The organism is Bradyrhizobium sp. 61 (genome assembly GCF_023073075.1).
GTDB lineage: Bacteria > Pseudomonadota > Alphaproteobacteria > Rhizobiales > Xanthobacteraceae > Bradyrhizobium > Bradyrhizobium barranii.
Genome location: NZ_JADPIU010000067.1, coordinates 129572 through 153548, shown reverse-complemented (window position 1 = coordinate 153548; position 23977 = coordinate 129572). Strand labels below are relative to the sequence as shown.

Genomic DNA, 23977 nt, shown 5'->3' with positions numbered 1-23977 from the left:
AAGGGAGCGCAAAGCCAATGAGTGACTACAATCTTCTCATCGACGGCAAGATGGTGCCCGGCGACCAGACCATGCCGGTTCTCAATCCCGCGACCGAAGAGGTGCTGGCGCAGTGCCCGCGTGCCTCGAAGGCGCAGCTTGATGCCGCCGTCGCCGCGGCGAAGGCCGCCTTCCCGGCCTGGGCCGCGACCCCGATGGTGGAACGCCGCAAGCTCGTGAACGAGATGGCCGACGTGATCGAGGCCAATTCGGGAGAGCTCGCCCACATCCTCACCAGCGAGCAAGGCAAGCCGCTTGGCGACGCCACTGGCGAAGTCCTCGGCATGGCCGCGTTCTTCCGCTACCTCAGCTCGCTCGAATTGCCGATGAAGGTAATCGAGGATTCCGGTGACCGCAAGGTGGAAGCCTATCGCCGCCCGCTCGGCGTCGTCGGCGCCATCATTCCCTGGAACTATCCGCTCCTGATCCTCAGCTTCAAGCTGCCGTCGGCCCTGCTCGCCGGCAACACGCTGGTGGTGAAGCCGGCGCCGACCACACCGCTCGCGACCCTGCGCTTCGCCGAGCTGATCAAGGACGTCTTGCCGAAGGGCGTTCTCAACTTCATCACCGACGCCAACGATCTCGGCGGCGAGATGACCAAGCATCCTGATATCCGCAAGATCTCGTTCACCGGCTCTTCCGCCACGGGGCAGAAGGTGATGGCGAGCGCGGCGCAGACGCTCAAGCGCATCACGCTCGAACTCGGCGGCAACGACGCCGGTATCGTGCTCGACGATGTCGACCCGAAGAAGGTCGCTCCCGGCATCTTCGAGGGCGCGTTCCAGAACTCCGGCCAGGTCTGCCTCGCCATCAAGCGGCTCTACGTCCACGAGTCCGTCTATGACGAGCTCTGCAACGAGCTGGTCGCGATCGCCAAGAGCACGGTGGTCGACGACGGCGCCAAGCAGGGCACCAAGCTCGGGCCGCTGCAGAACAAGATGCAGTACGAGAAGGTGAAGACGTTCCTCGAAGACGCGCGCAAGAACGGCAAGGTGGTCGCCGGCGGTTCGGCGATGGACCGTCCCGGCTATTTCATCGAGCCGACGATCGTGCGCGACATCCAGGAAGGCTCCAAGCTGGTCGACGAGGAGCAGTTCGGCCCCGTGCTGCCGCTGATCAAATATTCCGACAAGAACGATGCGATCCGCCGCGCCAACGCCACCACCTACGGCCTCGGCGCTTCGGTCTGGTCGTCCGACGTCAAGCGCGCGCACGAAGTCGCAACGCAGCTCGAGTCCGGCACGGTCTGGATCAACAAGCACCTCGACATGGCCCCGCACATCCCGTTCGGCGGCGCCAAGCAGTCGGGCATCGGCACAGAGTTCGCCGAGGAAGGCCTCGCCGAATTCACCCAGCTCCAGATCATCAACGGCCCGCCGGCGGCCTGATCCGACATCCGGGGCCGCGGCAAAACCGCCGCGGCCCCGTTCTCTTTGCGACGAAGCAGAGGCCGACCATGTTCGATGCGCAATGCGACCTCGCCGCCCTCGTCTACGAGGCGCATCAGGACCCCGACGCGGTCCTGCGCAACTTCGCGGCGGATCTGAATGCGCGTGGCTGTCGCGTCGTCGGCATGGTTCAGGCCGGGCAATGCGCGGATTCGAGCCTGTCGGCCGTGCTGCTGCACAGCGGCGAGACGCTTCTGCTCGCGCAGGATTTCGATCCGGCCGCGCGCGGCTGCCGCCTCGATCTCGCGCGGCTGCAAAATGCGGGGATGCGGATCGCGGACGCCCTCTCGCATGGCGCAGATCTCGTCATCATCAACCGCTTCGGCAAGCGCGAGCGCGACGGCAAGGGCCTGTCTCATCTGATCGGACGCGCGTTCGACGCCGACATTCCCGTGGTGATCGCGGTTGGCAGAGACCATTTCGCCGACTGGATCAAGTTCGCCGGCGGCATGAGCGTCAGGCTCGGCTGCGAGCGCGACGCGCTGGAGGCGTGGTGGCGCAGCATCTCCATAAGCAACGCGCGGCTTGACGTCGGATCACATCCTACGGTGTGCGAAATTCTGAAGTGAACGATCTGAGCCTGCCGGACTCGCGTACTTGTCCGTGAAGTCCTCACAGCAGCGCGCCGACTTCCCCTGTCGCCGCTGCGCAGGCAGTAGTTTCCCGGAATATGGCCGACGGTCGGGCCTCTGATACGCTCGTGCGGATTCAACCCGCTCACCCCGACATGCCCTGGGTTCCCAAAATGCCGGTCCGTCGGCTAAAGCCATCGCGCGTCCTCGGCGTCGAGCGCTTCTCGGACTTCGACGAATTTCGCGCCAACGAGGTGCTCGGTCTCGGCACCAGCACGCCGCTCCATCCGCGGGAATTCTCGCTGTCTCGCGCCATCCTGCCACTCCGCGACGGGCTCTTCGTGCTCCAGCGCTCCTTTGCACGGCGGTTTGAAGCCGAGATCGGCACGGACAACGGCGTCGGCCTCGTTGTTCCCCTGACCTTTCACTCCATCGCCAATGGCCGCGAGGTCGATAGTTCGATGATCGCCGTCATGCGCGGCAAAGCCCCCGTCAAGGCGATCGAGCATCACCCCAACACTTACCTGATGCTGCGCTTCAACTCGGACATGCGCCATCGCGGCTGGGCGGATTTCGACACAGGCCTCGCCTATGTCCGCACGCAGGACGAGCCGATGACGCGCCTGCGCGCGGCTATCGTGGAGATGTTCTCGCTGGCGTCGGCATGCAACGATCCCCGGCAATTCGAGGCGCTCTACCGCCCGATCCAGGAAACGCTGCTCGCCGGCCTCGACGCCACCCTGCTGCCGGCAGGCGCACGCAGCGCCCGCCCCGGTTCATTCGACAAGCACCGCAAGCTGATCGCGCATCTCGACGACGTCGTTGCGCTGTTCGGCAGCAAGCCGCTCTACAGCGACGACCTCGCCGCCGCGCTCGGCGTGTCCGTGCGCACGCTCCAGGTCGCGACGCACGCGGTGCACGGCGTGAGCCTGCACCACTATCTGCGCCTCAAACGGTTGTGGGCCGTTCGCGTCCAGCTCATGACCGGGGGCGATGGCTTGACCGTCAAGGCCGCCGCGCTCGGCAACGGCTTCTGGCACCTGGGCGACTTCTCAAGAAGCTACAGACTGGCCTTCGGCGAAGCGCCGTCCGAGACGCTGGCACGCGGACGGCGTCCGTTGCATCTGGCCATCGGCGCCTGAGAGCGCGGATCGCCCCTCAGGCGTGACCCTTGCGGTGCCCGCTCTCGCTGATGCGGTCGACCCAGGCGATACCGATTGCGGAAATGATGAAGGTCAGGTGGATCAGCACCTGCCACATCACGCCGGACTCGGTGAAATTGCTGCGCGTGGTGCCGAGATTGCCGGCCTCGATGAAGGTCCTGAGCAGCGAGATCGAGGAAATGCCGATGATCGCCATCGCGAGCTTGATCTTCAGCACGCTGGCATTGACGTGGCTCAGCCATTCCGGCTCGTCCGGATGGCCGTTCAGGTTCAGGCGCGAGACGAAGGTCTCGTAGCCGCCGACGATCACCATGACCAGCAGGTTCGAGATCATGACGACGTCGATCAGTCCGAGCACGACCAGCATGATCTGCTGCTCGCTGGCGTCGAACGAGTGCGCGACCAGGTGCCAGAGCTCCTTCAGGAACAGCAGCACATAGACGCCCTGCGCGACGATGAGGCCGACATAGAGCGGCACTTGCAGCCAGCGCGAGCCGAAGATGAGCTGGGCGAATGGGCCGATTTTCGGTCGCGGCCCGGCGTGCGCCGAAGGTGCTTTGGGTTCAGGCGTCATGGATCACTCCGGATTGCAGGCAGGAATTGTCGCCTCAGAGACTCGCGATGACGGGCGCGAGTTCGAGCGAACCGCGATAGATCATCTCGAAGGCGACGTAAACGATGATGGCGAGACCGACATAGGCGATCCAGCGCTGCTTCTGCAACACCCGGCCGAGCAGATCGGCGGCGACGCCCATCATCGCGACCGACAGCAACAGTCCGAACGCGAGGATGTAGGGATGCTCGCGCGCGGCGCCTGCGACCGCGAGCACGTTGTCGAGCGACATCGAGACGTCGGCGGCGACGATCTGCAACGCCGCCTGCCCGAAGGTCTTGCGCGACGCCGGTGCGCTGCCCGCGCTGCCACCGTGGCTCAACGCGAGCTCGGTGTGCGCGGACTGCTCGCGCAGCTCGCGCCACATCTTCCAGCACACCCATAGCAACAGCACGCCGCCGGCGAGCAGCAGGCCGATCACCTGCAGGAGCTGGGTCGCGACGCCGGCGAAGACGATGCGCAAGGCTGTGGCGGCGACGATGCCGACGATAATGGCGCGGCGGCGCTGCTCGGCCGGCAGGCCGGCGGCGGCAAGGCCGATGACGACGGCGTTGTCGCCGGCCAGCACGAGGTCGATCAGGATGACCTGGAGCAGCGCGGTCAGCGCGTCGGCGGTGATGAATTCAGTCATGATTGATCATTTTTCGATGCGGACGGATCGAGCCATTGCGGCTTCTTCCGCTCGACCCAGTCAAGGACCTTGGAGCGCGAGGCGCGCAACGCGGGGACGTCTTCGGCGAGCAATGCGAGGCCGAGCGGCAGCATCCAGACTCCGAGCACCGGCAGGAAGGAGAGCACGCCGCCAACAATGAGCAGCGCGCCCGACGGGATCCTCACCCAGCGGCTGGACGGTTTCAGCAGATAGGTGACGGTGTCGCCCATGCGCGGCGGCAGGCGGCGGACGAGCTTGTCGAGACGCGGATCGCCACCGGCCATCTGGCCGGTGGTGACCAGGTTTCCTGTCGTACGCTCGTCCGATGCTGTGCTCATGCTCACTCCTGCGCGGCGGCGCGCCGTTCAACGCCTGCGCTGCCCGGCGCCACCGGCTTTGCGCGCGGCAGCACCAGCGTCAGCAGGCGCAACAGCTTGATCGCCTGCACCTCATGGGGATGCACGTCCTCGTCCGCAGCCGCGACGCGCTCCGACAGTTCCATCAAATGGGCCGACAGCGGCAGGTCCGAGACCGGACGCAACGTGTCGATCACCACATTGGCAAAGTCGGGCTCCTCGAGCCGTTCCGCCAGTTCGTCGAATATCGCAAACAGCCGGTCGTCACTCATGTGCGGCGCCAGTCCGCGATCCCTGATGAAGCGGATCACCTCGTCGCGCTCGACCGGCGAAACGCGCCGGTCGGCGACGGCGACGAGCGCGCCGGCGATCACCAACGCGACCGCAGCCTGCTCGTTCAGCCTGGACGGTTCTGTGATCTCGATCTCGGTCGGATTTGAAGTGGCGGCGTCGGACATCGTAGCTCCCTTACGTTGCGAAATGACCGCGCGGGGCTGCGATGGGGACGATTGAGTCGGAGAGAACTCGAGAAGGCCCGACGATCGGCCGATCCATCGCATTCGCGCGGGACAGGTCATCCGACATCGCGAGGTTTTGCCGACATGGTCGGCGTCCTCGCCAGAGGGGCCCGGATTCTTGTTCGCTCCAGACATAAAGATGGGTGGGCCGGAATCAAGGCAACAAGACTGCGACCAGCCGCCGCATCGGGTTCCGTGTTGCTGGATGTGGTTAAGCAATAGTGCGCGTCTCTCCGTGTCCCGGACGCGCTGCAACGCCCTTCGCGTTGTTGCGCAGAGCCGGGACCCAGAAGGCCAAGCATTCCGCCGCAATATGGGCCCCGGTTCAGCAGCGCACCGCCGAAGAGGCGCTACGCTGCGTCCGGGGCACGAGACCGCCGTTTGACGCGCAACCTACCTCACGACCTCGACAAGATGCGCGCGCGACGGTGCGGGATCGAACCTCTCGCCGAAATATTGCGTCTCGTGCGCCACCAGTCCTTCGCGGAATTCCATGATGCTGACGACATAGGACGGCACGCCGTCATAGGTCAGCACGAACTCGCTCACCCAGAGATCGCCGCCGCCGACGATCCGGCGGACCGTGAAGCGCTTCTTGTTGGGCTGCACGAACCGGCTCTCCTGAATCGTCCTGCGGCCGCGGATGCGCTCGCCGGACTGCGGATAGTCGAGCACGGCGTCCTCGCGGTAGATGTCGTGTTCGGCCTCGAAATCATTCGCGTCCGACGCAGCCCAATGGCGCTGAAGGGCCGCCAGTATCGCCTGATCATCCATCGCGATCTCCCGTCTTGCGGTGTCTGCTCCCCAGATCGGGGCGCGGACAGCCGGCGACAAGACTGTCTAGCAACGTCTAACAACGACTAACGGGCCAAAATTCCGACATGGATGCAGATTGGCATTGCCGCGACCTGGAAACCGCCAGAGCCGCGCCCGTCACACCGGGGAACCCCATGGCCCGTTTGCTTTCCGTCAATGTCGGCCTGCCGCGCGACATCGCGTGGCAAGGCAGGACCGTTCATACCGGCGTCTGGAAGACGCCCGTCAGTGGTCCGCGCAGGGTGCGCCGGCTCAACATCGACGGCGATGGCCAGGGCGATACCGCCGGTCATGGCGGCGAGCAGCGCGCCGTCTACGTCTACCAGCAGGAGTCCTATCAATACTGGCAGGAGCACCTCGGTCGATCGAACCTCGTCCAAGGTCAATTCGGCGAGAATTTTACCGTCGAGGGCCTGGCCGACAGGGACGTCTGCATCGGAGACCGTTACAGGATCGGCTCTGCCCTGCTCGAGGTGACGCAGCCACGCGTCACCTGCTACCGGCTGGGGATTCGCATGGAGGAGCCGGACATGGCCGCGCTGCTTGTCAGGCACGGCCGGCCCGGCTTCTATTTTCGTGTGATCGAGGAAGGCGACGTCGAGGCCGGCGACGAGATCACGCAGATCGCTGATGGCCCCGAACGCATGAGCGTGTCCGAGATTAATGCGCTGCTCTACCTGCCGCCCCACCCGCGCGACGGCCTGGAGCGCGCGCTGAAAATTCCGGCGCTGAGCGGCGGCTGGCGTCATTCCTTCGAGGCGCTGCTCGAGCAGCAGCGCAAGGATACGACGGCGGGAAACGCCGGGCTCGGCCCGGCGTCGAGCCCGCCTCCGGCCTGGCGCGGCTTCCGGCCGTTTCGCGTAGCGCGCAAGATCGCCGAAAGCGGCAACGTGACTTCGCTGATCCTCGAACCCACAGACGGACATCCCGTCGCCGCCGCCCTGCCCGGGCAATTCGTCGCCGTACGGCTCGGCACCTCCACTGCACCGGCGATGACGCGCAGCTATTCGCTGTCGAGCCGTTCCGATGCCGCGTCCTGGCGCATCAGCATCAAGCGCGAAGCCCACGGCGCGGCAAGCCAATATGTCGCCGACGAGGTCAAAATTGGCGACGCCGTGCAGATCGGCGCGCCACGCGGAAGTTTCACACTGCGGCAAGATGCACGGCCCGTTGTCTTGCTGAGTGCCGGCATCGGCGTAACGCCGGTGCTTGCGATGCTGCACGCGCTCGCCGCGGAAGCATCGACGCGAGAGGTCTGGTGGCTGCACGGCGCCCGCAACGGTCGCGAACATGCGTTCGCCGCCGAGGTGCGTGGGCTGTTGACTGGGCTGGCCCACCATCACAGCCATGTCTGCTACAGCGCGCCCGACCCGGGCGATCGTCTCGATGTGGATTTCGACTCGATCGGACATCTGGACCTCCGGGTGCTTGAAACCCTCGGCGTCCCCTCAGACGGCGATTTCTATCTGTGCGGGCCGGCACCGTTCATGACCGATCTCTCGCGCGGGCTTGCCGGACTCGGCATCGCAGCGGATCGCGTTCACACCGAGATGTTCGGCGCGGGACCATCCCTGACACCCGGCATAGCGTCCTCCCCGCAGAAGCGGGCGCACTTGCCGGCCGGCGCAACCGGCCCGGGCCCGATGGTCTCGTTCGCCCGCAGCGGCCTCAATGTTTGCTGGGGACCGTCATATGCCAGCCTGCTTGAGCTCGCCGAAGCGTGCGACGTTCCCGTGCGCTGGTCGTGCCGCACCGGGGTCTGCCACAACTGCGAGAGCGGGCTCGTGGCCGGATCCGTCAGCTACGCGCCGGATCCGCTCGACGCACCAGCGGACGGCAATGTCCTGATCTGCTGTTCACGGCCCCAGGGCGACGTCGTGATCGATCTGTGAGTGTCGGCACTCACGCCGGACATGCGAGAGTTCGAAGACATGGGAGAGTTCAATGCGACCTGACATGACGCCGGGAGTAACCTTCCCCGATTACGAGCTCAGCGACCACACCGGTAAGCACCGAAAGCTCTCCGAGCTCCAGGGTGGCGATCCGATGGTGCTCGTTCTCGGCCGCGGCGGCTTCTGTCCGAAGGACCGCCGCCAGGCCGAAGGCCTGCTGCAACTCCATCGCGAGATGGAGGTCGGCTATTGCCGGCTGGCCACGATCACCACCGACAACATCACCCAGACCAACGAATATCGCAGCGGCGTCGGCGCGCACTGGCCTTTCCTGTCGGATTCGCGGCGGATCGTTCAGAAGGATCTCGACATCGCCGAATACACCGATCCCGTCCACAATCCGATGATCCCGCATGTCATCGTGCTGGAGCCCGGCCTGCGCGTTCACAAGATCTATAACGGCTACTGGTTCTTCGGACGCCCGACCGTCGAAGAGCTGCGCCAGGATCTCCGAGCCGTCAGCATGAATTGCCGTCCGGACTGGGACATCACCGCGCCCGGGCTGAAGGCCCTCTGGGATCAGGGCCACAAGGAGCATTTTTATCCCTACGGCAAGGCTTACGTCGAAACTCTCGGCGAACGGGACTAGAAACACATTCCGGCATCGTCCGTTCGGACGAATGCCGAGCCAGGAATGTGGATGATCCAGATGAAGACGACTCCCGGCGATCGCGCCGGCCGCATGGGCGCGCGCCAGATCTACGAAGCCCTGAGGGATCAGATTCTGACGCGGGTCTACGGCATCGACGGCCTGCTGCCGTCGTCGCGGGCGCTTGCCGGCGAGATGGGCGTGGCGCGTTCGACCGTGACCGTCGCCTATGAACAGCTCGCCGCCGAAGGTTTCATCGAGACACGCCATGGCGCGCGGCCGCGCGTTGCCCGCGCCGTCGTCGAACGCGGACGCGCACGCGCCGCATCGCGGCCCTCGGCGCGCAAGCCGCTTCTGTCGGCCTTCGGCGAGCGGCTGCGGTCGGACCCGCCGCGCTGGATCGAGCCGCCGCGCGGGCTCATCGCCAACTTCCGCTATGGCGAGCTCTCGCCGTCGGATTTCCCGGTGCTGGCATGGAAGAAGGCCGTGACGGCGGCGATGGCGCGCAAGCCCGAGCGGCTCGCCTATGACGACCCCTGCGGCGCGCTGCGGCTGCGGACTGCGCTTCAGGGCTATCTGTGGCGATCGCGCAGCGTCCGCTGCGAGGTCGATCAGATCGTTGTCGTGAACGGCTCGCAGCAGGGGCTCGACATCTGTGCGCGCCTCCTGCTCGATGCCGGCGACCGCTTCGTGATGGAGGATCCCGGCTATCAGATGGCGCGGCACACGCTCGCGGCGACGGGCGCCGAGACGGTGCCGATCCCCGTTGACGCCGATGGACTGGAGACAGCGCGGCTCGACGGCATCGAGGCCCGGCTCGCCTATGTGACGCCGTCGCATCAATATCCGCTCGGCGGCGTCATGCCGATCGGACGCCGGCACCAATTGCTCGCCTGGGCACGCAAGCACGACGCCTACGTGATCGAGGACGATTACGACAGCGAGTATCGCTACGACACCAAGCCGATCCCGCCGCTGCATGCGCTGGAGGGCAGCGACAACGTGATCTATCTCGGCACCGTCTCCAAGACGCTCTCCCCGACCTTGCGGATCGGCTACCTGGTCGTGCCCGCCGGGCTGCGATCCCTGTTCGCGGCCGCCAAGCAGATCATGGACCGGCACACGCCGCTGATCGAACAGCACGCTCTCGCTTCGTTGCTCGAAAGCGGCGCCTATGACAGCCACGTCAGGCGCGTGCGCCGGCGTAACGCCGAGCGTCAGCAGGCACTGATCGGCGCGTTGCGCCGCCGGTTCGGAGATCGCGTCCGGATCGAGGGCACGGCGGCGGGCCTGCACGTGGTGGCGTGGCTCGACGATCTGCCGCAGAAGTACGAGGATGCATTGATCCGAGCGGCTCGCGCGAAGGGCGTCGGCATCTATCCCGTCTCTGCGTTGTTGGTCGGCCCAAGCCGGACGCCGAGCCGGACGCGGAAGACCGTCGGTCTCGTCATGGGCTATTCGGCGCTGGAGATCGCGCAGATCGAGAGAGGCTGCAAGCTTCTCGCACAGGCCGCCGCCGAACTGGACTGATTAAATCACGTAAAACTGGCCGTTTCGTATAGGCCAGATTTCGGCTATCTCCGCATCGAGAACGGAGACACGCCATGTACATCCCGCCCGCCTTCAAGGACGACGACATCGAGAGCATCCGCGCGACCATCCGTGGCGCCCGGCTCGCCAGCCTGGTGACGGCCACTGCCGAGGGCCCGGTCGCCACGCCCATGCCGCTCTTCCTCGACGAGAGCGAAGGCGAGCACGGCGTGCTCTATGGGCATGTCGCCAGGGCCAACCCGCAATGGAAGCTGCCGCCGATCGGCGATGCGCTCGCCATCTTCAATGGCCCCGACGCCTATGTGACGCCGTCCTGGTATGCGACCAAGCAAGAGACGGAAAAGGTGGTGCCGACCTGGAATTACGTCGCCGTGCACGCCTATGGTCCGGTGGAATTCTTCCAGGAGCCGGAGCGCCTGCTCGAGGCCGTGACGCGGCTGACCAAAAAGCACGAAGGCGCGCGCGCAAAGCCGTGGGCGGTCAGTGACGCGCCCGCTGACTTCATCGCCGCGCAGCTGCGAGGGATCGTCGGCGTGCGCATCCCCGTGGTGCGGTTCGAAGGTAAGCGCAAGATGAGCCAGAACCGCCCTGAGGCCGATCGGGTCGGCGTCGCGCAGGGTCTCGCCGCAAGCGAGAACCACGGCGATCGCGAGGTCGCAGCGCTGATCCCGCTGCCAACCTGAGTCAGCTTGCGCAGGAATGCGCGACGACGCGCTCGCCCCTCACAACGGCTTCCGCCAGTTTGCGCCCGACGTCACCGAAATCCGATAGGGCAAGATAGCCTTGCGCGTAGGCTTCCTGCGTCAGGCGTTCGAAGCGCTTGTCGTCTCCGGTCGACCATTGCTTGGCGATGTAGTCTGCCCCGGCTTTCCCGAAAATCTTGGGGTAGTGTTCCATGTCGTTCTGACGACGATAATAGTAGTAGTCGATATGGGCGACGAATTGCTTCCGCCCCTCTCCCGCGCAACGCGATCCATAAGGGCGCTCGAACGCCAGAGCGGTCTCGCGGCGCAAGCCTGCGCGACCGTCCACGAAGATCTCCTCGTTGGAGCCATAACCCGGACCATCGACCGGTGCTGCTGGTTGCTGGGTTGTCTTCTGCGGAGCGAATGCCCAGGCGGCGACCTGCCAGATGACAAGCGCCCAGACAATGAACCAGGCGCGGCTCATTTGAAGCTCGCCGACGCCTGCTGCCGTGGCAAGCATACCGGAGACGGATCAAACAACATACCAGGCCCGGTGAACCAGAGAACGACGTCGCGGATATCCTCCGGGAAGTCTTCCTTGACGATGCCCTTTTGTTTGAACGCCTCGGCCAGCTGCGCCTTGACGCGAACATCCAGCGGCGTGGAATACGCGGCGTTCGCCCGATCGCGCTTCTCTTCACTGCAGAACATGCCCATTCTCGGATTTGGGCAGTCGTAGATCTTCACCCAGCCCCGCGCATAGGCCTCCGTAGCCGCCCTCAGGTTCGCCTTCATGGTGTCGTCGCACGGCGACATCGCGTAAGCGGTGCTTGCCTGCAATGCGTCCATCCGCAGTGCGTCTTGCTTCGGGTCCTTGTCGCTTTGCAGGGTGTGCTCCGCTTCCCAATCCTTCCGCTGCTTGGCCTTTGAACGCTCATCGCCGAACGAGGAACTGAGCGTGGGCCTCAATTCACCGACCAGCGAAACGTGCGACACCGGAAATCCGCGCATCGCCCAGGAGACGCCCACGAACGTGGAGACGAACGCCATGCAGGTGAAAAGAACAAATCGGCTCATGATGCGCACTCAAAATTCGCGGCAACCTAACCGTGTCGGCGTTAAGAGATGTATTAATGCGCGGGTTCCCGCAATGCAGGGTAAATGAACGTCTAAAACACGCCGCAGAAATGATCCGGACTTTGCAGAACACATCGCCGGGAACCCAACACAGGCGATCTTGTTGGTGAACCTTACGCCACATCCTGACAGGAAGGCCGCATGTGCCGCTGGATCGCGTACCGGGGCGAGACGACCTCGTTCGAACCTTATGTCACCGAGCCCGAGCATTCGCTGATCGCACAGAGCATCCGCTCGCTGCAGTCGACGGCGGGCTCGAACGGCGACGGCTTTGGTCTCGGCTGGTATGGCGAGCATCCGGAGCCCGGCCTTTACCGCGAGACCCGTCCGGCCTGGTCGGACGAGAACCTGCGCTACCTCTGCCGCCATCTGCGCTCGCATCTGTTCTTCGCCCATGTGCGCGCCGCCACCGGCACGGCGGTGACGCGGCAGAATTGTCATCCGTTCGCCTGCGGCCAGTGGATGTTCATGCACAACGGCTTCGTCGGCAGCTGGAATCGCCTGCGGCGCAAGGTCGAGGCGCTGATCCCCGATGCCTACTACCCCTCGCGGCTGGGCACGACCGATTCGGAGGCCGTGTTCCTCGCCATGATGGGCGCGGGACTCGACGGCGATCCCCTTGGCGCAACTCAAGCCGTGCTGCAATCGCTCGTGAGCCTGGTCAACGAGGGCGAGCTTCGTGAGCGCCTGCGTTTCACCAGCGCGATCGCAAACGGCCGGGATCTCTATGCGTTTCGCGTCGCGGTCAACGATGCCACCAACACGCTCTATTATCGCGAGGCCGGCGGCGGCCAGGTCGTCGTCGTGTCCGAGCCGTTCGACAAGGAAACGGACTGGACGGAAGTGCCGCCGAATCACGCGCTGGTCGCGCGTGCATCCGAAACCGTGAAAATTGTTCCGTTCGACCTTGCAATTTCCGGTGGGTCCGACGCGGAACCGGCCCGTGTCAGGCGGATTATTGCCCGCAGGTAATACCACTGCCGGGTGGCCCTATGACATTTGCTTCAGACGTTTTGAAACTGCTGCGCTTCGATTCCTCCGATGACAGGCAGCACCTCGTCATCCGCTCTGCCGGCGGACGCGGCAAGGCGGCTGAATATTCCTTCGGCATCGAGGAGGAATACTTCCTCGCCGATCGTCGCAGCTTCGAGGTCGCGATCGAAACGCCCAACGCCCTGTTCGAGTCGGTGAACTGGTCCACCGGCGGCCAGGCGATGCGGGAGATGCTGCAATCCCAGCTCGAGGTTGCCACCAACGTTCACGTCGATGTCAATGACGCCCGGGAAGAGCTGCGGTTCCTCCGCCGCGAGGTCGCCAATGTCGCCGCGCAATACGGCTTCGTCATCATGGCCTGCGGCACGCATCCGACCGCGGTCTGGCGCATGTCGCAGCCGAGTCCGAAGCCGCGCTACGAGGAGATGATCGAGGATCTGCGCAGCATCGGCCACCGCAACATGATGTGCGGCATGCATGTGCACGTCCAGCTGCCCGATCCCGAGAAGCGGATGGCGGTGATGCGGGCGATGCTGCCGCATCTGCCGCTGTTCATCGCGCTGTCGGCCTCCTCCCCGTTCTGGAATTCCCACAAGACCGGGCTGAAGGGCTACCGGCTTGCCGCCTATTCCGAGCTGCCGCGCACCGGCTTGCCCGAACTGTTCGAAACCAGGCACGACTACGACGAATATGTCGGCGCGCTGCAACGCTCCGGCGTGATTCCCGACGAGAGCCATATCTGGTGGGCGATGCGGCCGTCCATGAGGCATCCGACCCTCGAGCTTCGCGCGCCCGACACCTGCACTTTCATCGACGACGCCGTTGCCATCGCCTCGCTCTATCGCTGCCTGACGCGCCATCTTTATCTGCGGCCGCATCGATCGAAGGAGGTCACGGTGGTCGAACGCGCGATTGCGGTCGAGAACAAATGGCGGGCGCAGCGCTACGGCACCGATTGCATCTTTGCCTCGAAGGACGGGCCGGTCACCATCTCGGAGCAGCTCGCCCGGATCGTCGACGACGTCGCCGAGGACGCAGCCGCGCTGAACTGCGCCGCCGAGGTCGAGCACTGCCGGACCATCTTGGAGCGTGGCAGCTCGGCGGAATTCCAGCTTCGCGCCTATCGCGAGAATGCGGAGGACATCGGGGCGGTCTCGCGCTGGATCGCAGCCTCGACGATCTCGGGCGCGAGCGCTCCGATCGGAAGCGTTCGTGCGCCGTCATAGCGCCCGCGCAAGCTTGGCGAACGACAATGTCGCTCCTGAATTCGGTGATCCTGGAGGAACGCGTGAATCGCGTCACGTCTTGCGCTGGCTGCGGCCACGGACTTGTACCGCTGCTTTCGGCCAAGGGCCGCGCGGAGCTCAGCTGCCTCTGGTGCGAAGGCATCGACGCGCGAACGGTGGACATGGCGAAGTGGGCGGACAGCCCGATCGGCAAGCCCGAGCGGATCACCCGTCAGCCGTTCGAATGAGCGGTTTCACATGCCCGGCCGCCGGCCTTTGCTGATCGACGCGACCTGCGCGGCTGCACGCCCGCGCCGGGGCTTGCCGACAAATTAGACAAACCGCGCCCCGTCGCCGGGGTTGTGGGCTCGGCGATGAGGCCCAGGCAAGCCAGCCTGACGCGCCGTCTAACCTCAGGTGCGATCTCGATTTTTCATCGCGCCGTGCGGGGCCGCCGAGCCCGCGCATCGTGCTGCATCTCGACTGGCCCAGAATTCGCAAGGCAGCGTCAGGCCTGATTCCCTGCTCCCACGAGTTGGCGCAGCAAGATGCGTGCGCCCGGAGACCGGATGAGCGGCAAAGATCGGAGAGTGCCATGAACGTGCATGCCGCCGGCGATCTCAAATTTACCGGCCTCACCCATCCGAACGGCGCGCCGCTACGCCTCAACGCTCAGGATTTCGTGGCGATCGATCGCGACAGGAATGCCAGGTTCGAGCCGACGTACCGGCCGCAAGCCCTCTACAACCGTGCGAACGAGGGCTTCCACGCCAACAACGAAACTTTCCTCCTGCACGAAGTCGCGACGAACCTGCCGATCTACCGCCCGGACACCGGCCCCACCGATTTCCATCTTCATCTTCCGCCAGGCGGCTTTCAGCTCGTGCTGGTCACCTCGGGCGCCTTCACCTTCGACTACGACGGGCGCTTCTACAATGTCGGCCCCGGCGCGGTGATGCTGCAAAGCGCGATCGTCCACCGCCAGCTGTTCTACACTTGGTCGGGACTGTCGACCGAAGAAAACCTGAAGACGCCGCAGACCGTGGTACCCGATCCGATCTCGATGGGCTACTCCGGCAAATTTCTCGAAGCCTTCGTGACCGATCCGACGACCTTTCCGAATCCGACCATCGTCGGTCCGGACCAGATCAACGAGGCCGAGACGCCGCGCGTGGCCTGGAGCCACCCGCTGCACAACCGGCCGGCCGACGCGGGCTTCTGGCTTCAAGATCCCCTCGCGCTGGATGCGTTGTTCAAGCCACTCGTCGACGGTCCGATCAAATCGGCCTTGCCGGTGTACGTGCGCGACATCGGCATCGAAGTGCCGAGCGGCCATCTCGTCACCGGCCACATCATCGCAACCGACCCACCCGGCCAGTCGCTGCTGCCCAAGAGCACATCGACGACAACAGACGCCAGCTGCTTCGCCAAAGGCGAGGTCGCAATCTACCGCGTCATTCGCGGCACGGCTGAATTCAAGAACAAGGCCGGTGAGGTGTTCGAGCTTGCGGCTGGCGATGTGGTGACGGCGGGCAAGAGCTCGATCAGCCTCGTCGGCCTCGGCGAAAACACGCAAGTCCTCCGGCTCGGCCTTCTTAAGGGCATGAACGAGCTTCGCGGCTGGACGCCGACCCAGCGCGACGAGATCGACGGCCTCGCAGGCCAGATCATCACGCACAAGGACGTCCGCCCCCTGCGCACCGAGGGCAAGCCGGTCGGATATTTGTACGCGTAGCCGCACGAAAAGACGGCCCGCCGAAGCGGGCCGTCGCGATCTCATTGGCGCAATGATCCTTAACGCACCGATCCACCGTAGAGCTGCCGCTCCTTGCGAACTTCGTCCGCACCGTAGGGCTTGCTGGCGGGATCGAACGACTTCCATCCGGTCTTCTGCCAGGCGGCGCTGCGGTCACGCAAATTGACGGACGACTCGTTCAGGACCGCGTCAAGGCGGGATCGATCGGCATCTGCGACCCGCGCCGACACCAGCGTGCCTCCCCGACGCACGCCCTCGGCGTAGGAGTCCGCATCTTCCCGCGAAATGCCGGCCTCAGTCATCGCTCCGACGACACCGCCGGTTGCGGCTCCGGCGGCCGCGCCGACCGCGGTCGCGGCGAGCCAACCGGCCGCAACGACGGGTCCGAGGCCGGGGATTGCGAGGAGGCCAAGACCGGCGAGAAGGCCGGCAGTGCCACCCACGCCCGCACCGATGCCGGCGCCCTTGCCGGCACCTTCGGCGCGATCGTCGACGCCATCGCGGTCACGGTCCACCTTCTTGTCGGTGTTGAACCAGCTGTCCGAATTATTGGCGACGATGCTGATGTCCGAATGCGGCACGCCGGCAGCTTCGAGACGCTGAACCGCCTGCTGCCCAGTGCTGTAGTTGTCGTAAAGACGAGAAATTGTAACGGTCATTGTGTGTCCTTCTTATTTGCTTAATGGCTTACTTGGCCGAATTGACGTTGCCTTGAAAGTCGACGCTGACCGCGGTGGCAGATCCACCCTTGCTGGCATGGCCGCGCCAAACGCCGTTGTCGTCCTTCTTCAGCTCGGTGACGTTGGCGTAGCCGGCATCCTCGATCTTCGACTTGGCTTGTCCTTCGGTGAAGCTGTTGCGACCTGCGACAGGAGCGTCGGAGTTGTTTTGCCCCGCGCTGTTGACCGCGCTGTTGTTCGGTCCGGACTGCGCCGGTGGATTTTGCGCCGAGGCCGGAGTAGCTGCGAAGGCGGTGGCCGCCGCGAATAAAGAAATACAAACGAAGAATGATGGGCGCTTCATGATGGTCTCCAGTGTCTAAGGAGTGAGCCAAGCCCCCATCAGGGCTTTAGTTCCTACGTCTCGCGCTGTGACATCTCCTTCACGCTCAGGTTCTGAAGAATATCATCCACGTCATCACCATGAGGATGACTGCAAGTCAGCGCGCGCTTCACGCCAAACGTCCAATCGGACCCTTGGTGGTTCGTTACTATTGGCAAACGGTGAAAGCTCGGGCTCGAGATCTGCGCTGGCTATCCAGGCAAGCGGCGTCCCGGAGCGGTCAGACAGGAGTTGATATCGGCAGCCATCTTGTTCCGGTGTGCCTTGCTCAGCAGCGCATCCCGCTCTGGGCCGGGTTCAAGGTGCGAGGCCTCTTCACGCAGCCTCAGTGCATCAGCTGCGAGACGCTCGGCAAGTGAATCCGCCTGACGCACGCGGTTGCGCTTCTCATTCATGACGAACGCCCCTGCGTTGGCATCGGAATCAAATCAGCGCTTTGCGGCTGCGGTCGCGAGACCGGCGGCGTCGCGCCATCGAGCCACTCCTGCGTCTCCGCGAGAGCGAGCCAGGCATCGCCCATGCTCCTGAACTGCTTGCGCGCCGCGTCGTTGGCAGCGGTGTCTTCCAGCGTCAGGCAGTGCCCGGCATTCTGCCGAAGATGCTCGGACTGGCTCAATTGGATATCAGTGCTGCTCGTGGCATCGGCAGAGGTCTGCCAGGAGTTCTTGCACACAGGGCACCGCCACTGATTGACGAAGTTCCCGGTGGGCAAGTAGGTCGCATGCAAGGGAGCCGCCACTATTCGCCCGCAGGCGGTACAGCCGTTGGGCCGTTGTGACGGGGATTGCTGTGTCTCGTCCTGAACCGCTTTCGCGCTCCAGCGGCGATCGAACTTGCGGCAGAGATGCAGGGGATAGGAGATAACGTTCAATGCGCGCCTCCGGTTGTGGCGGGAGCGCGGCAGCGTCTCTCTGTCACCGGCGCCTGTCATGTCTGTGCGGGTGATATCCTGGATATGGTGTCGCAAATGACATTCACCAGTGCGCGGTCCCGAGAAACCACGCCTTTGCCTCCGATCTACGTCAATGGCCGACTGCGGGCTGCATCCATTGGATTAGGAACATCTCTCCATCGGATTAGGAACATCTCTCCATCCCTCCTGTTGCGTCTGCACGACATGATCCGTGAATGCGCATGCCGGGACGTCCGGACCAGCACTGTTCCGGGTCCCAAGAAGGCGAAATCGATCCCTGCTCGATGGTGCTGATCCGGTCTCCGAACCGCACCCGCGATGCACGGAAATCTCCTCCGACAAGAAGCCCGCGCCATCGTGGTCGTGATGCGACCAAGGGCGTCAATGCGGAAGCGTCCCTTACCACTCTCCAACAGCTGGCCGCAGTCAGCGAAAGTGTCACATGCGCATACTGAAAAAACGGTCGCCATCTTTGGCGGCCACGGCCCTTCATGCTCTCGCAGAACATCCCTTGGCCTCCACGGTTGCCGCGACGGCCGGCCTGCTCGCAGCGGCCGCGTTCGTCAATCGGCGCCTTGCCGACAAGGCGCAGCGCGATAATCCGCCCCAAGGGCGGTTCATCGACATCGACGGTGTTCGGTTGCACTATGTCGAGCGCGGGTCCGGACGCCCGCTGGTCCTGCTCCATGGCAATGGCAGCATGATCCAGGATTTCGAGTCGAGTGGCCTGATCGATCTTGCGGCCAAGGATTATCGGGTCATCGTGTTCGACCGTCCCGGCTTCGGGCACAGTCTGAGGCCGCGCAACGTGGTGTGGACGCCGGCGGCCCAAGCCGACCTCTTCAAGGACGCGCTTGCGCACCTCGGCGTCGACAAGGCGATCGTGCTCGGGCATTCCTGGGGCGCATCGGTTGCGATCGCCCTGGCAAGCAGACATCCCGCGATGGTCGAAGCCTTGATACTGGCGTCGGGCTATTATTTCCCGACGGCCCGCACCGACGCGATGATGGCGATGGCCGGGCCGGCCGTCCCCGGGTTTGGCGACATCCTCAGCCACACGATCTCACCAATCCTCAGCCGCCTGATGTGGCCGGCGATGCTGCGGCAACTGTTCGGACCCAAATCCGTCCCGCAAAAATTCGACGGCTTCCCCAAATCACTGGCGGTGCGTCCGTCGCAGCTTCGTGCGGGTGCCGCCGAAGCAGCCTTGATGGTCCCTTCTGCGATGCTGTCGGCAAAGACCTACGGCGAACTGGCCATGCCGGTCACCATCCTGGCCGGCGAGGACGACCGCCTCATCGACATCGACGAACAGTCCGGCCGACTGCATGACGAGATCAAGCACAGCAAGATGCGTCGCGTCCCGAATGCGGGTCACATGATCCAGCAATCAGATACGGCTGACCTGATGGCCGCTGTCGACGAAGCCGCGGCGGAAACGCTGCATTGAGCCACCTGATTCTCCCGAGAAGCATCTGGTCGCGGCACGATCCGAGTTAGGAACGTCCAACACAGCGCTCAGTTGGCCCCGGTGTCTCCTGTAGTCAAAGGTCATTCCATGTATCATCACGTCAAAAAGCTCATGTTCACAGTCCGGGTCGACGAGCCCGATCCCCGGTTCGGCAATATGCTGCTGGAGCAATTCGGTGGCGCCAACGGCGAGCTTGCGGCCGCCATGCAGTATTCCATTCAGGGTCTCAATTGCGAGGATCCTGACCGTAAGGATCTCCTCATGGATATTGGAACCGAGGAGTTGAGCCACCTTGAGGTCGTCGGATCGCTCGCGCGCCTGCACTTGAAGCCCATGAAGTTCGATCGCGAAGCGGCGGAAGCCGATCCCTTGATCGCGATTGCCGGAGGCGGCGGCGTCAATCTGTTCAACTCGCAAGGCAGTGCCTGGACGGCGGATTATCTCAAGATCACCGGAGAACTCGACGTCGATCTGCGCAGCAACATCGCCGCAGAAGCTCGGGCCAAGATCGTCTATGAGCGCCTGATCAATTTCTGTGATGACGCCGGCACCAAAGACGCCTTGCAATTCCTGATGACACGGGAAATCACCCACATGAAGGCGTTCTCACGCGCGCTGGAAAGCATGAACAAGCCCACGTTCAGCATCGGCCGCATCGCTCCGACGCCCGGTCTCGTGGACCAGTTCTTCAACGATTCGACAGGATCCGGCGACAATGGAGAAATCGACACCAGAGGTCCCTGGAATGAAGGCGAGGACTGGGTTTTCATGGAATCACCGGCACTCCAGAACGGCGATCCCGGTGCGGCGCCTTCCATCGTTGCCGAGAGCTCGCCATCGGAACCGTCCGTTGGCCTTGACGACCTGCTGATCGATCAGCTGCGGGATCTCCTGCACGCGGAGAAGCAGTTGACCAAGGCATTGCCTCAGATGATCGAGGCTGCCCGCTACGACCAGCTCTCTGAGCTGTTCACAGTTCACCTGGCCGAAACCGAAGCGCAGATCGAGCGTCTCGACGAGTGCTTCGAACTTCTTGGGAAGAAGCCGCGCGCCAAGGCTTGCAAGGGCATGCAGGGGCTTGTCGAGGAAGGCGACGAAGTGATCAAGGAGGGCGCCAGGAAGGACGATGCCGCCGCGGATCTCGCGTTGATCGGTGCGGCACAGCGTGTCGAGCATTACGAGATTGCCGGCTACGCGACCGCCCGCAACCTGGCGCAGCAGTTGCGTCACACCGCCGTCGTCGCGCTGCTTTCCAAGAATCTCGCCGAGGAAGAGAACGCGGATCAGTTGCTCAATCAGGTCGCACGTTCGTTGATGTCGGTTGCGAAGATGCCCGCCGCCATCGAGCAGACCTTCGCCGAGGATGAGCCCGCCGGAGGCTAGGTCGGCCTTGAACCATTGACCACAAGGCAACGCGGCCCCTGCAGGGGCCGCTGCGCCACCACAGCCGGAAAGGATCTAGCATGCCCCCGAAGATCAAAGAACATACCTGCCCGCTGTGCAATGGAACCGGCTTTCCCAAATCCAAGGAGCCAACGCACCCGGGTCGCAAGATCTATCCGGTCAAATGCGAGTCCTGCCAGGGCAAGGGCAAGATATCGGAGATGACGTGACGTGATCTCAGTGCTTTGAGGTCGCGCTGAAGGCCGGTCCTACTCCGCCGCCTGCCGTACATGCCGCGCCGTCGGCGTGCGCATGGTGACGAGCTCTTCGGCCGCGGTCGGATGCAGCGCGATCGTCGCGTCGAAGTCGGCCTTGGTCGCCTTCATCTTCACCGCGATCGCGACCACCTGGGTGACCTCGGCGGCGCAATCGCCGACGATGTGGCAGCCGAGCACGCGGTCGGTCGAGCCATCGACGACGAGCTTCATCAGCACGCGGGTGTCGCGGCCGGACATCGTCGCCTTGATCGGCCGGAACGTCGTCTTGTAGATGTCGACGTGGCTGAATTGCGCACGCGCCTCGGTCTCCGTCAGACCGACCGTGCCGACCTCCGGCTGCGAGAACACCGCGGTCGGGATGTAGGAATGATCGACCTGCACCTCGCGCTTGCCGAACACGGTGTCGGCAAACGCATGCCCCTCGCGGATCGCAACCGGCGTCAGGTTGTGCCGGTGGGTGACGTCGCCGATCGCATAGATGTTGTCGACCGAGCTCTTCGAGAAATGGTCCACCGCGATGCCGCCATTCCCGGGGTTGATGGCGACGCCGGCCTTCTCCAGGCCGAGATTGGCGACCGACGGATGGCGGCCGATCGCGAACATCACCTGGTCGGAAGCAAGGCTCGAGCCGTTCGACAGATGCGAGGTGAATTCCTCGCCGTGCCGATCGACCTTCGCCACCGTGCAGCCGGTGAGAATGGTGATGCCCTGTTTTTCCATCTCGCTGCGGACGTGGGCGCGAACGTCCTCGTCGAAACCGCGCAGGATGTTGTCACCGCGATAGATCACGGTGACGTCGGAGCCGTAGCCGGCGAAGATGCCGGCGAATTCCAGCGCGATATAGCCGCCGCCCTGGATCACGATCCGCTTCGGCAGCTTCTTCAGATGGAACGCCTCGTTGGAGGAGATCACGTGCTCGATGCCGGGGATCGAGGCGCCGTGGTTGGGCGCGCCGCCGGTGGCGATCAGGATGTATTTTGCGGTGATCTTCCGGTCGTTCTCGAGCAGGCGGACGGTGTGCTTGTCCTCGATCACCGCGCGACTCTTGACGACCTGCGCGCCCGACTTCTCGACATTCGTCGTGTAGGCCGCTTCCAGCCGCGCGATCTCCTTGTCCTTGTTGGCGATCAGCGTCGGCCAGTCGAAGGTCGCGGGCGGAACGGTCCAGCCGAAACCGGCGGCATCTTCCAGCTCGTGACGGACATGCGAGCCGATCACGAACAGCTTCTTCGGCACGCAGCCGCGGATCACGCAGGTCCCGCCCATGCGGTACTCTTCCGCGATCATCACGCGCGCACCGTGACCGGCCGCGATGCGGGCGGCACGCACGCCGCCCGAGCCGCCACCGATGACAAAGAGGTCGACGTCGAATTCAGCCATTGTCCACTCCGACCTCTTTTTTCAGCGCATGATCCGGAGACGTGTGCAGCGGTTCTCCGATAGGATCATGCGCAAATAACAGCCTAAAGCGCGATGACGCGCTTCAGGGGTTTCTGATCAGATAGGTACTGTCAGATTTCCTTGCCACGCTTGCGCATCTCGGCACGGAAGGCACCCATCACGGTCTCGGAGAAGTTCTGGGCCCAGGAGTTCATGAAGGCCATGCTGAGGCCGATGGCGCGCGGCTCGGCGTCGATCAGCTTCTTGCCCAGCGGCGACTTGTAGAAGGTGACGAGGTCCTTCAGTTCCTGCTCGGTGAACTCGCTGGCATAGATCTGCGCCATGCCTTCGCCGATCTCGTTCTGGCGGCCGTTGAGCTGCTGGGCCACGATCGGCGCGACCTCGCTGAGCTCCTTCTGGTAGTTGAGATTCTGCTGGATCAGCGTGATCTTGGTCTTCTCGACCATGCCAGGCACGGCGCCCTGATACATCGCGGTGGCGTTCTTGATCTGCAGGATCTCCTTGGCCGCCGCGATCGCCGCAGGCGAGGCCTTCGGCGGGGCGGGCGCGGGAGCAGCCTTCTGGGCCGGCGCGGCCTGCTGCGCGATCGCCGGGACCGCCAAGACGGCCAGTCCAGCAGCAAGCGTCGCGGCCGGCAAGAATCTCAATACGCTCTTCATTCCTAGTCTCCTTTCGGCTTACGCCGTTCAATCACGCGAATTCCCTCGCCGCCCGCCAAAACGGCCGAGCTGGCCAAGCCGATAAACAAGCCATGCTCGACCACGCCGGGGATCGAGCTCAACGCCTTGGCGAGGCCAGGCGGATCCACGATGCGTCCGAGCTGAGCATCGAGAATCCAGTGGCCGCCATCGGTGACGAAAACGTGGCCATCCTTGTCGCCGCCTTTGGCTTTGCGGACCGCCATTTGCCCGGAAACGCCGCATTCGGCAAATGCCTTCTCGATCGCGCGGCGCGTCGCGCCGAGCCCGAACGGGATGACCTCGATCGGCAGCGGAAAGCGGCCGAGCGTCGGCACCCATTTGCTGTCGTCGGCAATCACGATCATGCGATCCGAGGCGGCTGCCACGATCTTCTCGCGCAGCAGCGCGCCGCCGCCGCCCTTGATCAGGTTGAAGTCGGGATCGATCTCGTCGGCGCCGTCGACGGTGAGGTCGAGATGATCGATCTCGTCCAGCGTCGTCAGCTTCACACCGCAGCGCTCGGCATCGAGGCGCGTCGCCTCCGAGGTCGGCACGCCGATCACTTTCAACCCGGCCTGCACGCGCTCGCCGAGCAGCTCGACGAAATGCTTGGCGGTTGAGCCGGTGCCGAGCCCGAGCCGCATGCCGTCACGCACCTCCTCGAGGGCGCGCGCCGCAGCCTGCCGCTTCAACTGGTCCATGTTCACGATGCGCCCGCCCCT

General features: G+C 64.2%; 27 protein-coding genes. 13 read left to right on the top strand and 14 right to left on the bottom strand.

Going from position 1 to position 23977, the window contains the following annotated elements:
- The first annotated feature begins 17 nt into the window (after positions 1–17).
- From IVB46_RS24615 to IVB46_RS24605, 3 genes are all read left to right on the top strand, one after another.
- Positions 18–1427 carry an aldehyde dehydrogenase family protein gene (locus IVB46_RS24615; RefSeq protein WP_247307069.1) on the top strand — a complete coding sequence of 470 codons (1410 nt, stop codon included), beginning with the start codon at positions 18–20 and terminating at the stop codon, positions 1425–1427.
- A 68-nt stretch (positions 1428–1495) separates the two neighbouring features.
- On the top strand, positions 1496–2056 hold the full coding sequence (locus IVB46_RS24610) for a DUF2478 domain-containing protein (protein WP_247343665.1): 561 nt from the start codon (positions 1496–1498) through the stop codon (positions 2054–2056).
- A 176-nt stretch (positions 2057–2232) separates the two neighbouring features.
- The gene (locus IVB46_RS24605; RefSeq protein WP_247343662.1) at positions 2233–3201 is read left to right on the top strand and encodes a helix-turn-helix domain-containing protein; all 969 of its coding nucleotides are present in this window, start codon (positions 2233–2235) and stop codon (positions 3199–3201) included.
- A 16-nt stretch (positions 3202–3217) separates the two neighbouring features.
- Here the strand turns inward: IVB46_RS24605 and IVB46_RS24600 are convergent, their stop codons facing one another.
- The 5 genes from IVB46_RS24600 to IVB46_RS24580 all read right to left on the bottom strand — a co-directional run bounded on the left by IVB46_RS24600 (position 3218) and on the right by IVB46_RS24580 (position 6135).
- A complete protein-coding gene (locus tag IVB46_RS24600; protein ID WP_085404852.1) occupies positions 3218–3796 on the bottom strand; it encodes a TIGR00645 family protein in 579 nt (192 codons plus the stop codon).
- Between the two features lie 34 nt (positions 3797–3830).
- A complete protein-coding gene (locus IVB46_RS24595) occupies positions 3831–4466 on the bottom strand; it encodes a TerC family protein (RefSeq protein ID WP_247307055.1) in 636 nt (211 codons plus the stop codon).
- Positions 4463–4825, bottom strand: coding sequence for a hypothetical protein (locus IVB46_RS24590; RefSeq protein WP_247307053.1), 363 nt, complete (start codon positions 4823–4825; stop codon positions 4463–4465). The genes IVB46_RS24595 and IVB46_RS24590 overlap by 4 nt, the downstream gene beginning before the upstream one ends.
- Positions 4826–4827: 2 nt before the next feature.
- Entirely contained in the window at positions 4828–5301 is a 474-nt protein-coding gene (locus IVB46_RS24585) for a TerB family tellurite resistance protein (protein WP_247307051.1), read from the bottom strand.
- Between the two features lie 453 nt (positions 5302–5754).
- Positions 5755–6135, bottom strand: coding sequence for a nuclear transport factor 2 family protein (locus IVB46_RS24580; protein ID WP_208071012.1), 381 nt, complete (start codon positions 6133–6135; stop codon positions 5755–5757).
- Positions 6136–6311: 176 nt separating this feature from the next.
- Here IVB46_RS24580 and IVB46_RS24575 point away from each other — a divergent pair, with 176 nt between their 5' ends.
- The 4 genes from IVB46_RS24575 (at position 6312) to IVB46_RS24560 (ending at position 10952) form a co-directional block, all read left to right on the top strand.
- Positions 6312–8069, top strand: coding sequence for an MOSC and FAD-binding oxidoreductase domain-containing protein (locus IVB46_RS24575; RefSeq protein ID WP_247307047.1), 1758 nt, complete (start codon positions 6312–6314; stop codon positions 8067–8069).
- A 52-nt stretch (positions 8070–8121) separates the two neighbouring features.
- On the top strand, positions 8122–8718 hold the full coding sequence (locus IVB46_RS24570) for a redoxin domain-containing protein (protein WP_247307044.1): 597 nt from the start codon (positions 8122–8124) through the stop codon (positions 8716–8718).
- A gap of 51 nt (positions 8719–8769) precedes the next feature.
- Positions 8770–10248, top strand: a complete 1479-nt coding sequence (locus tag IVB46_RS24565) for a PLP-dependent aminotransferase family protein (RefSeq protein ID WP_247307041.1) — start codon at positions 8770–8772, stop codon at positions 10246–10248.
- Positions 10249–10322: 74 nt separating this feature from the next.
- Complete coding sequence (locus tag IVB46_RS24560; RefSeq protein ID WP_247307038.1) at positions 10323–10952, top strand: FMN-binding negative transcriptional regulator; 630 nt, start codon at positions 10323–10325, stop codon at positions 10950–10952.
- A gap of 1 nt (position 10953) precedes the next feature.
- Here IVB46_RS24560 and IVB46_RS24555 read toward each other — a convergent pair whose 3' ends face one another.
- Positions 10954–11439, bottom strand: a complete 486-nt coding sequence (locus IVB46_RS24555; RefSeq protein ID WP_247307036.1) for a hypothetical protein — start codon at positions 11437–11439, stop codon at positions 10954–10956.
- Positions 11436–12032 carry a hypothetical protein gene (locus IVB46_RS24550; RefSeq protein WP_247307033.1) on the bottom strand — a complete coding sequence of 199 codons (597 nt, stop codon included), beginning with the start codon at positions 12030–12032 and terminating at the stop codon, positions 11436–11438. Before IVB46_RS24550 ends, IVB46_RS24555 begins: the two co-directional genes overlap by 4 nt.
- Positions 12033–12233: 201 nt before the next feature.
- Here IVB46_RS24550 and IVB46_RS24545 point away from each other — a divergent pair, with 201 nt between their 5' ends.
- The 4 genes from IVB46_RS24545 (at position 12234) to IVB46_RS24530 (ending at position 16046) form a co-directional block, all read left to right on the top strand.
- Positions 12234–13064: a class II glutamine amidotransferase gene (locus tag IVB46_RS24545; RefSeq protein ID WP_247307030.1), complete on the top strand. Its 831-nt coding sequence runs from the start codon at positions 12234–12236 to the stop codon at positions 13062–13064.
- 20 nt (positions 13065–13084) lie between these two features.
- Entirely contained in the window at positions 13085–14311 is a 1227-nt protein-coding gene (locus IVB46_RS24540; protein ID WP_247307027.1) for a carboxylate-amine ligase, read from the top strand.
- 26 nt (positions 14312–14337) lie between these two features.
- Positions 14338–14559, top strand: a complete 222-nt coding sequence (locus IVB46_RS24535) for a hypothetical protein (protein ID WP_247307024.1) — start codon at positions 14338–14340, stop codon at positions 14557–14559.
- Positions 14560–14906: 347 nt separating this feature from the next.
- Positions 14907–16046: a glucuronate isomerase gene (locus tag IVB46_RS24530; protein ID WP_247307021.1), complete on the top strand. Its 1140-nt coding sequence runs from the start codon at positions 14907–14909 to the stop codon at positions 16044–16046.
- A 59-nt stretch (positions 16047–16105) separates the two neighbouring features.
- Here the strand turns inward: IVB46_RS24530 and IVB46_RS24525 are convergent, their stop codons facing one another.
- From IVB46_RS24525 to IVB46_RS24510, 4 genes are all read right to left on the bottom strand, one after another.
- Positions 16106–16726 (bottom strand): hypothetical protein, encoded by a 621-nt coding sequence (locus IVB46_RS24525; protein ID WP_071915165.1) that lies wholly within the window; start codon positions 16724–16726, stop codon positions 16106–16108.
- 28 nt (positions 16727–16754) lie between these two features.
- Entirely contained in the window at positions 16755–17090 is a 336-nt protein-coding gene (locus tag IVB46_RS24520; protein ID WP_247307015.1) for a hypothetical protein, read from the bottom strand.
- Positions 17091–17320: 230 nt separating this feature from the next.
- Entirely contained in the window at positions 17321–17524 is a 204-nt protein-coding gene (locus IVB46_RS24515; RefSeq protein WP_063984017.1) for a hypothetical protein, read from the bottom strand.
- A complete protein-coding gene (locus tag IVB46_RS24510) occupies positions 17521–18000 on the bottom strand; it encodes a hypothetical protein (protein ID WP_155795277.1) in 480 nt (159 codons plus the stop codon). Before IVB46_RS24510 ends, IVB46_RS24515 begins: the two co-directional genes overlap by 4 nt.
- Positions 18001–18484: 484 nt before the next feature.
- On the opposite strand from IVB46_RS24510, the gene IVB46_RS24505 reads away from it, so the two are divergent.
- The gene (locus IVB46_RS24505; protein ID WP_247307012.1) at positions 18485–19492 is read left to right on the top strand and encodes an alpha/beta hydrolase; all 1008 of its coding nucleotides are present in this window, start codon (positions 18485–18487) and stop codon (positions 19490–19492) included.
- 108 nt (positions 19493–19600) lie between these two features.
- Positions 19601–20896: a DUF892 family protein gene (locus IVB46_RS24500; protein ID WP_071915169.1), complete on the top strand. Its 1296-nt coding sequence runs from the start codon at positions 19601–19603 to the stop codon at positions 20894–20896.
- 269 nt (positions 20897–21165) lie between these two features.
- On the opposite strand, the gene gor is transcribed toward IVB46_RS24500, so the two are convergent.
- The 3 genes from gor to rpiA form a co-directional block, all read right to left on the bottom strand.
- Positions 21166–22554 (bottom strand): glutathione-disulfide reductase, encoded by a 1389-nt coding sequence (gor, locus tag IVB46_RS24495; RefSeq protein ID WP_247307010.1) that lies wholly within the window; start codon positions 22552–22554, stop codon positions 21166–21168.
- A 131-nt stretch (positions 22555–22685) separates the two neighbouring features.
- A complete protein-coding gene (locus IVB46_RS24490; protein WP_063984021.1) occupies positions 22686–23234 on the bottom strand; it encodes a DUF2059 domain-containing protein in 549 nt (182 codons plus the stop codon).
- 2 nt (positions 23235–23236) lie between these two features.
- The gene (rpiA, locus tag IVB46_RS24485) at positions 23237–23962 is read right to left on the bottom strand and encodes a ribose-5-phosphate isomerase RpiA (protein WP_247307008.1); all 726 of its coding nucleotides are present in this window, start codon (positions 23960–23962) and stop codon (positions 23237–23239) included.
- Positions 23963–23977 lie beyond the last annotated feature (15 nt).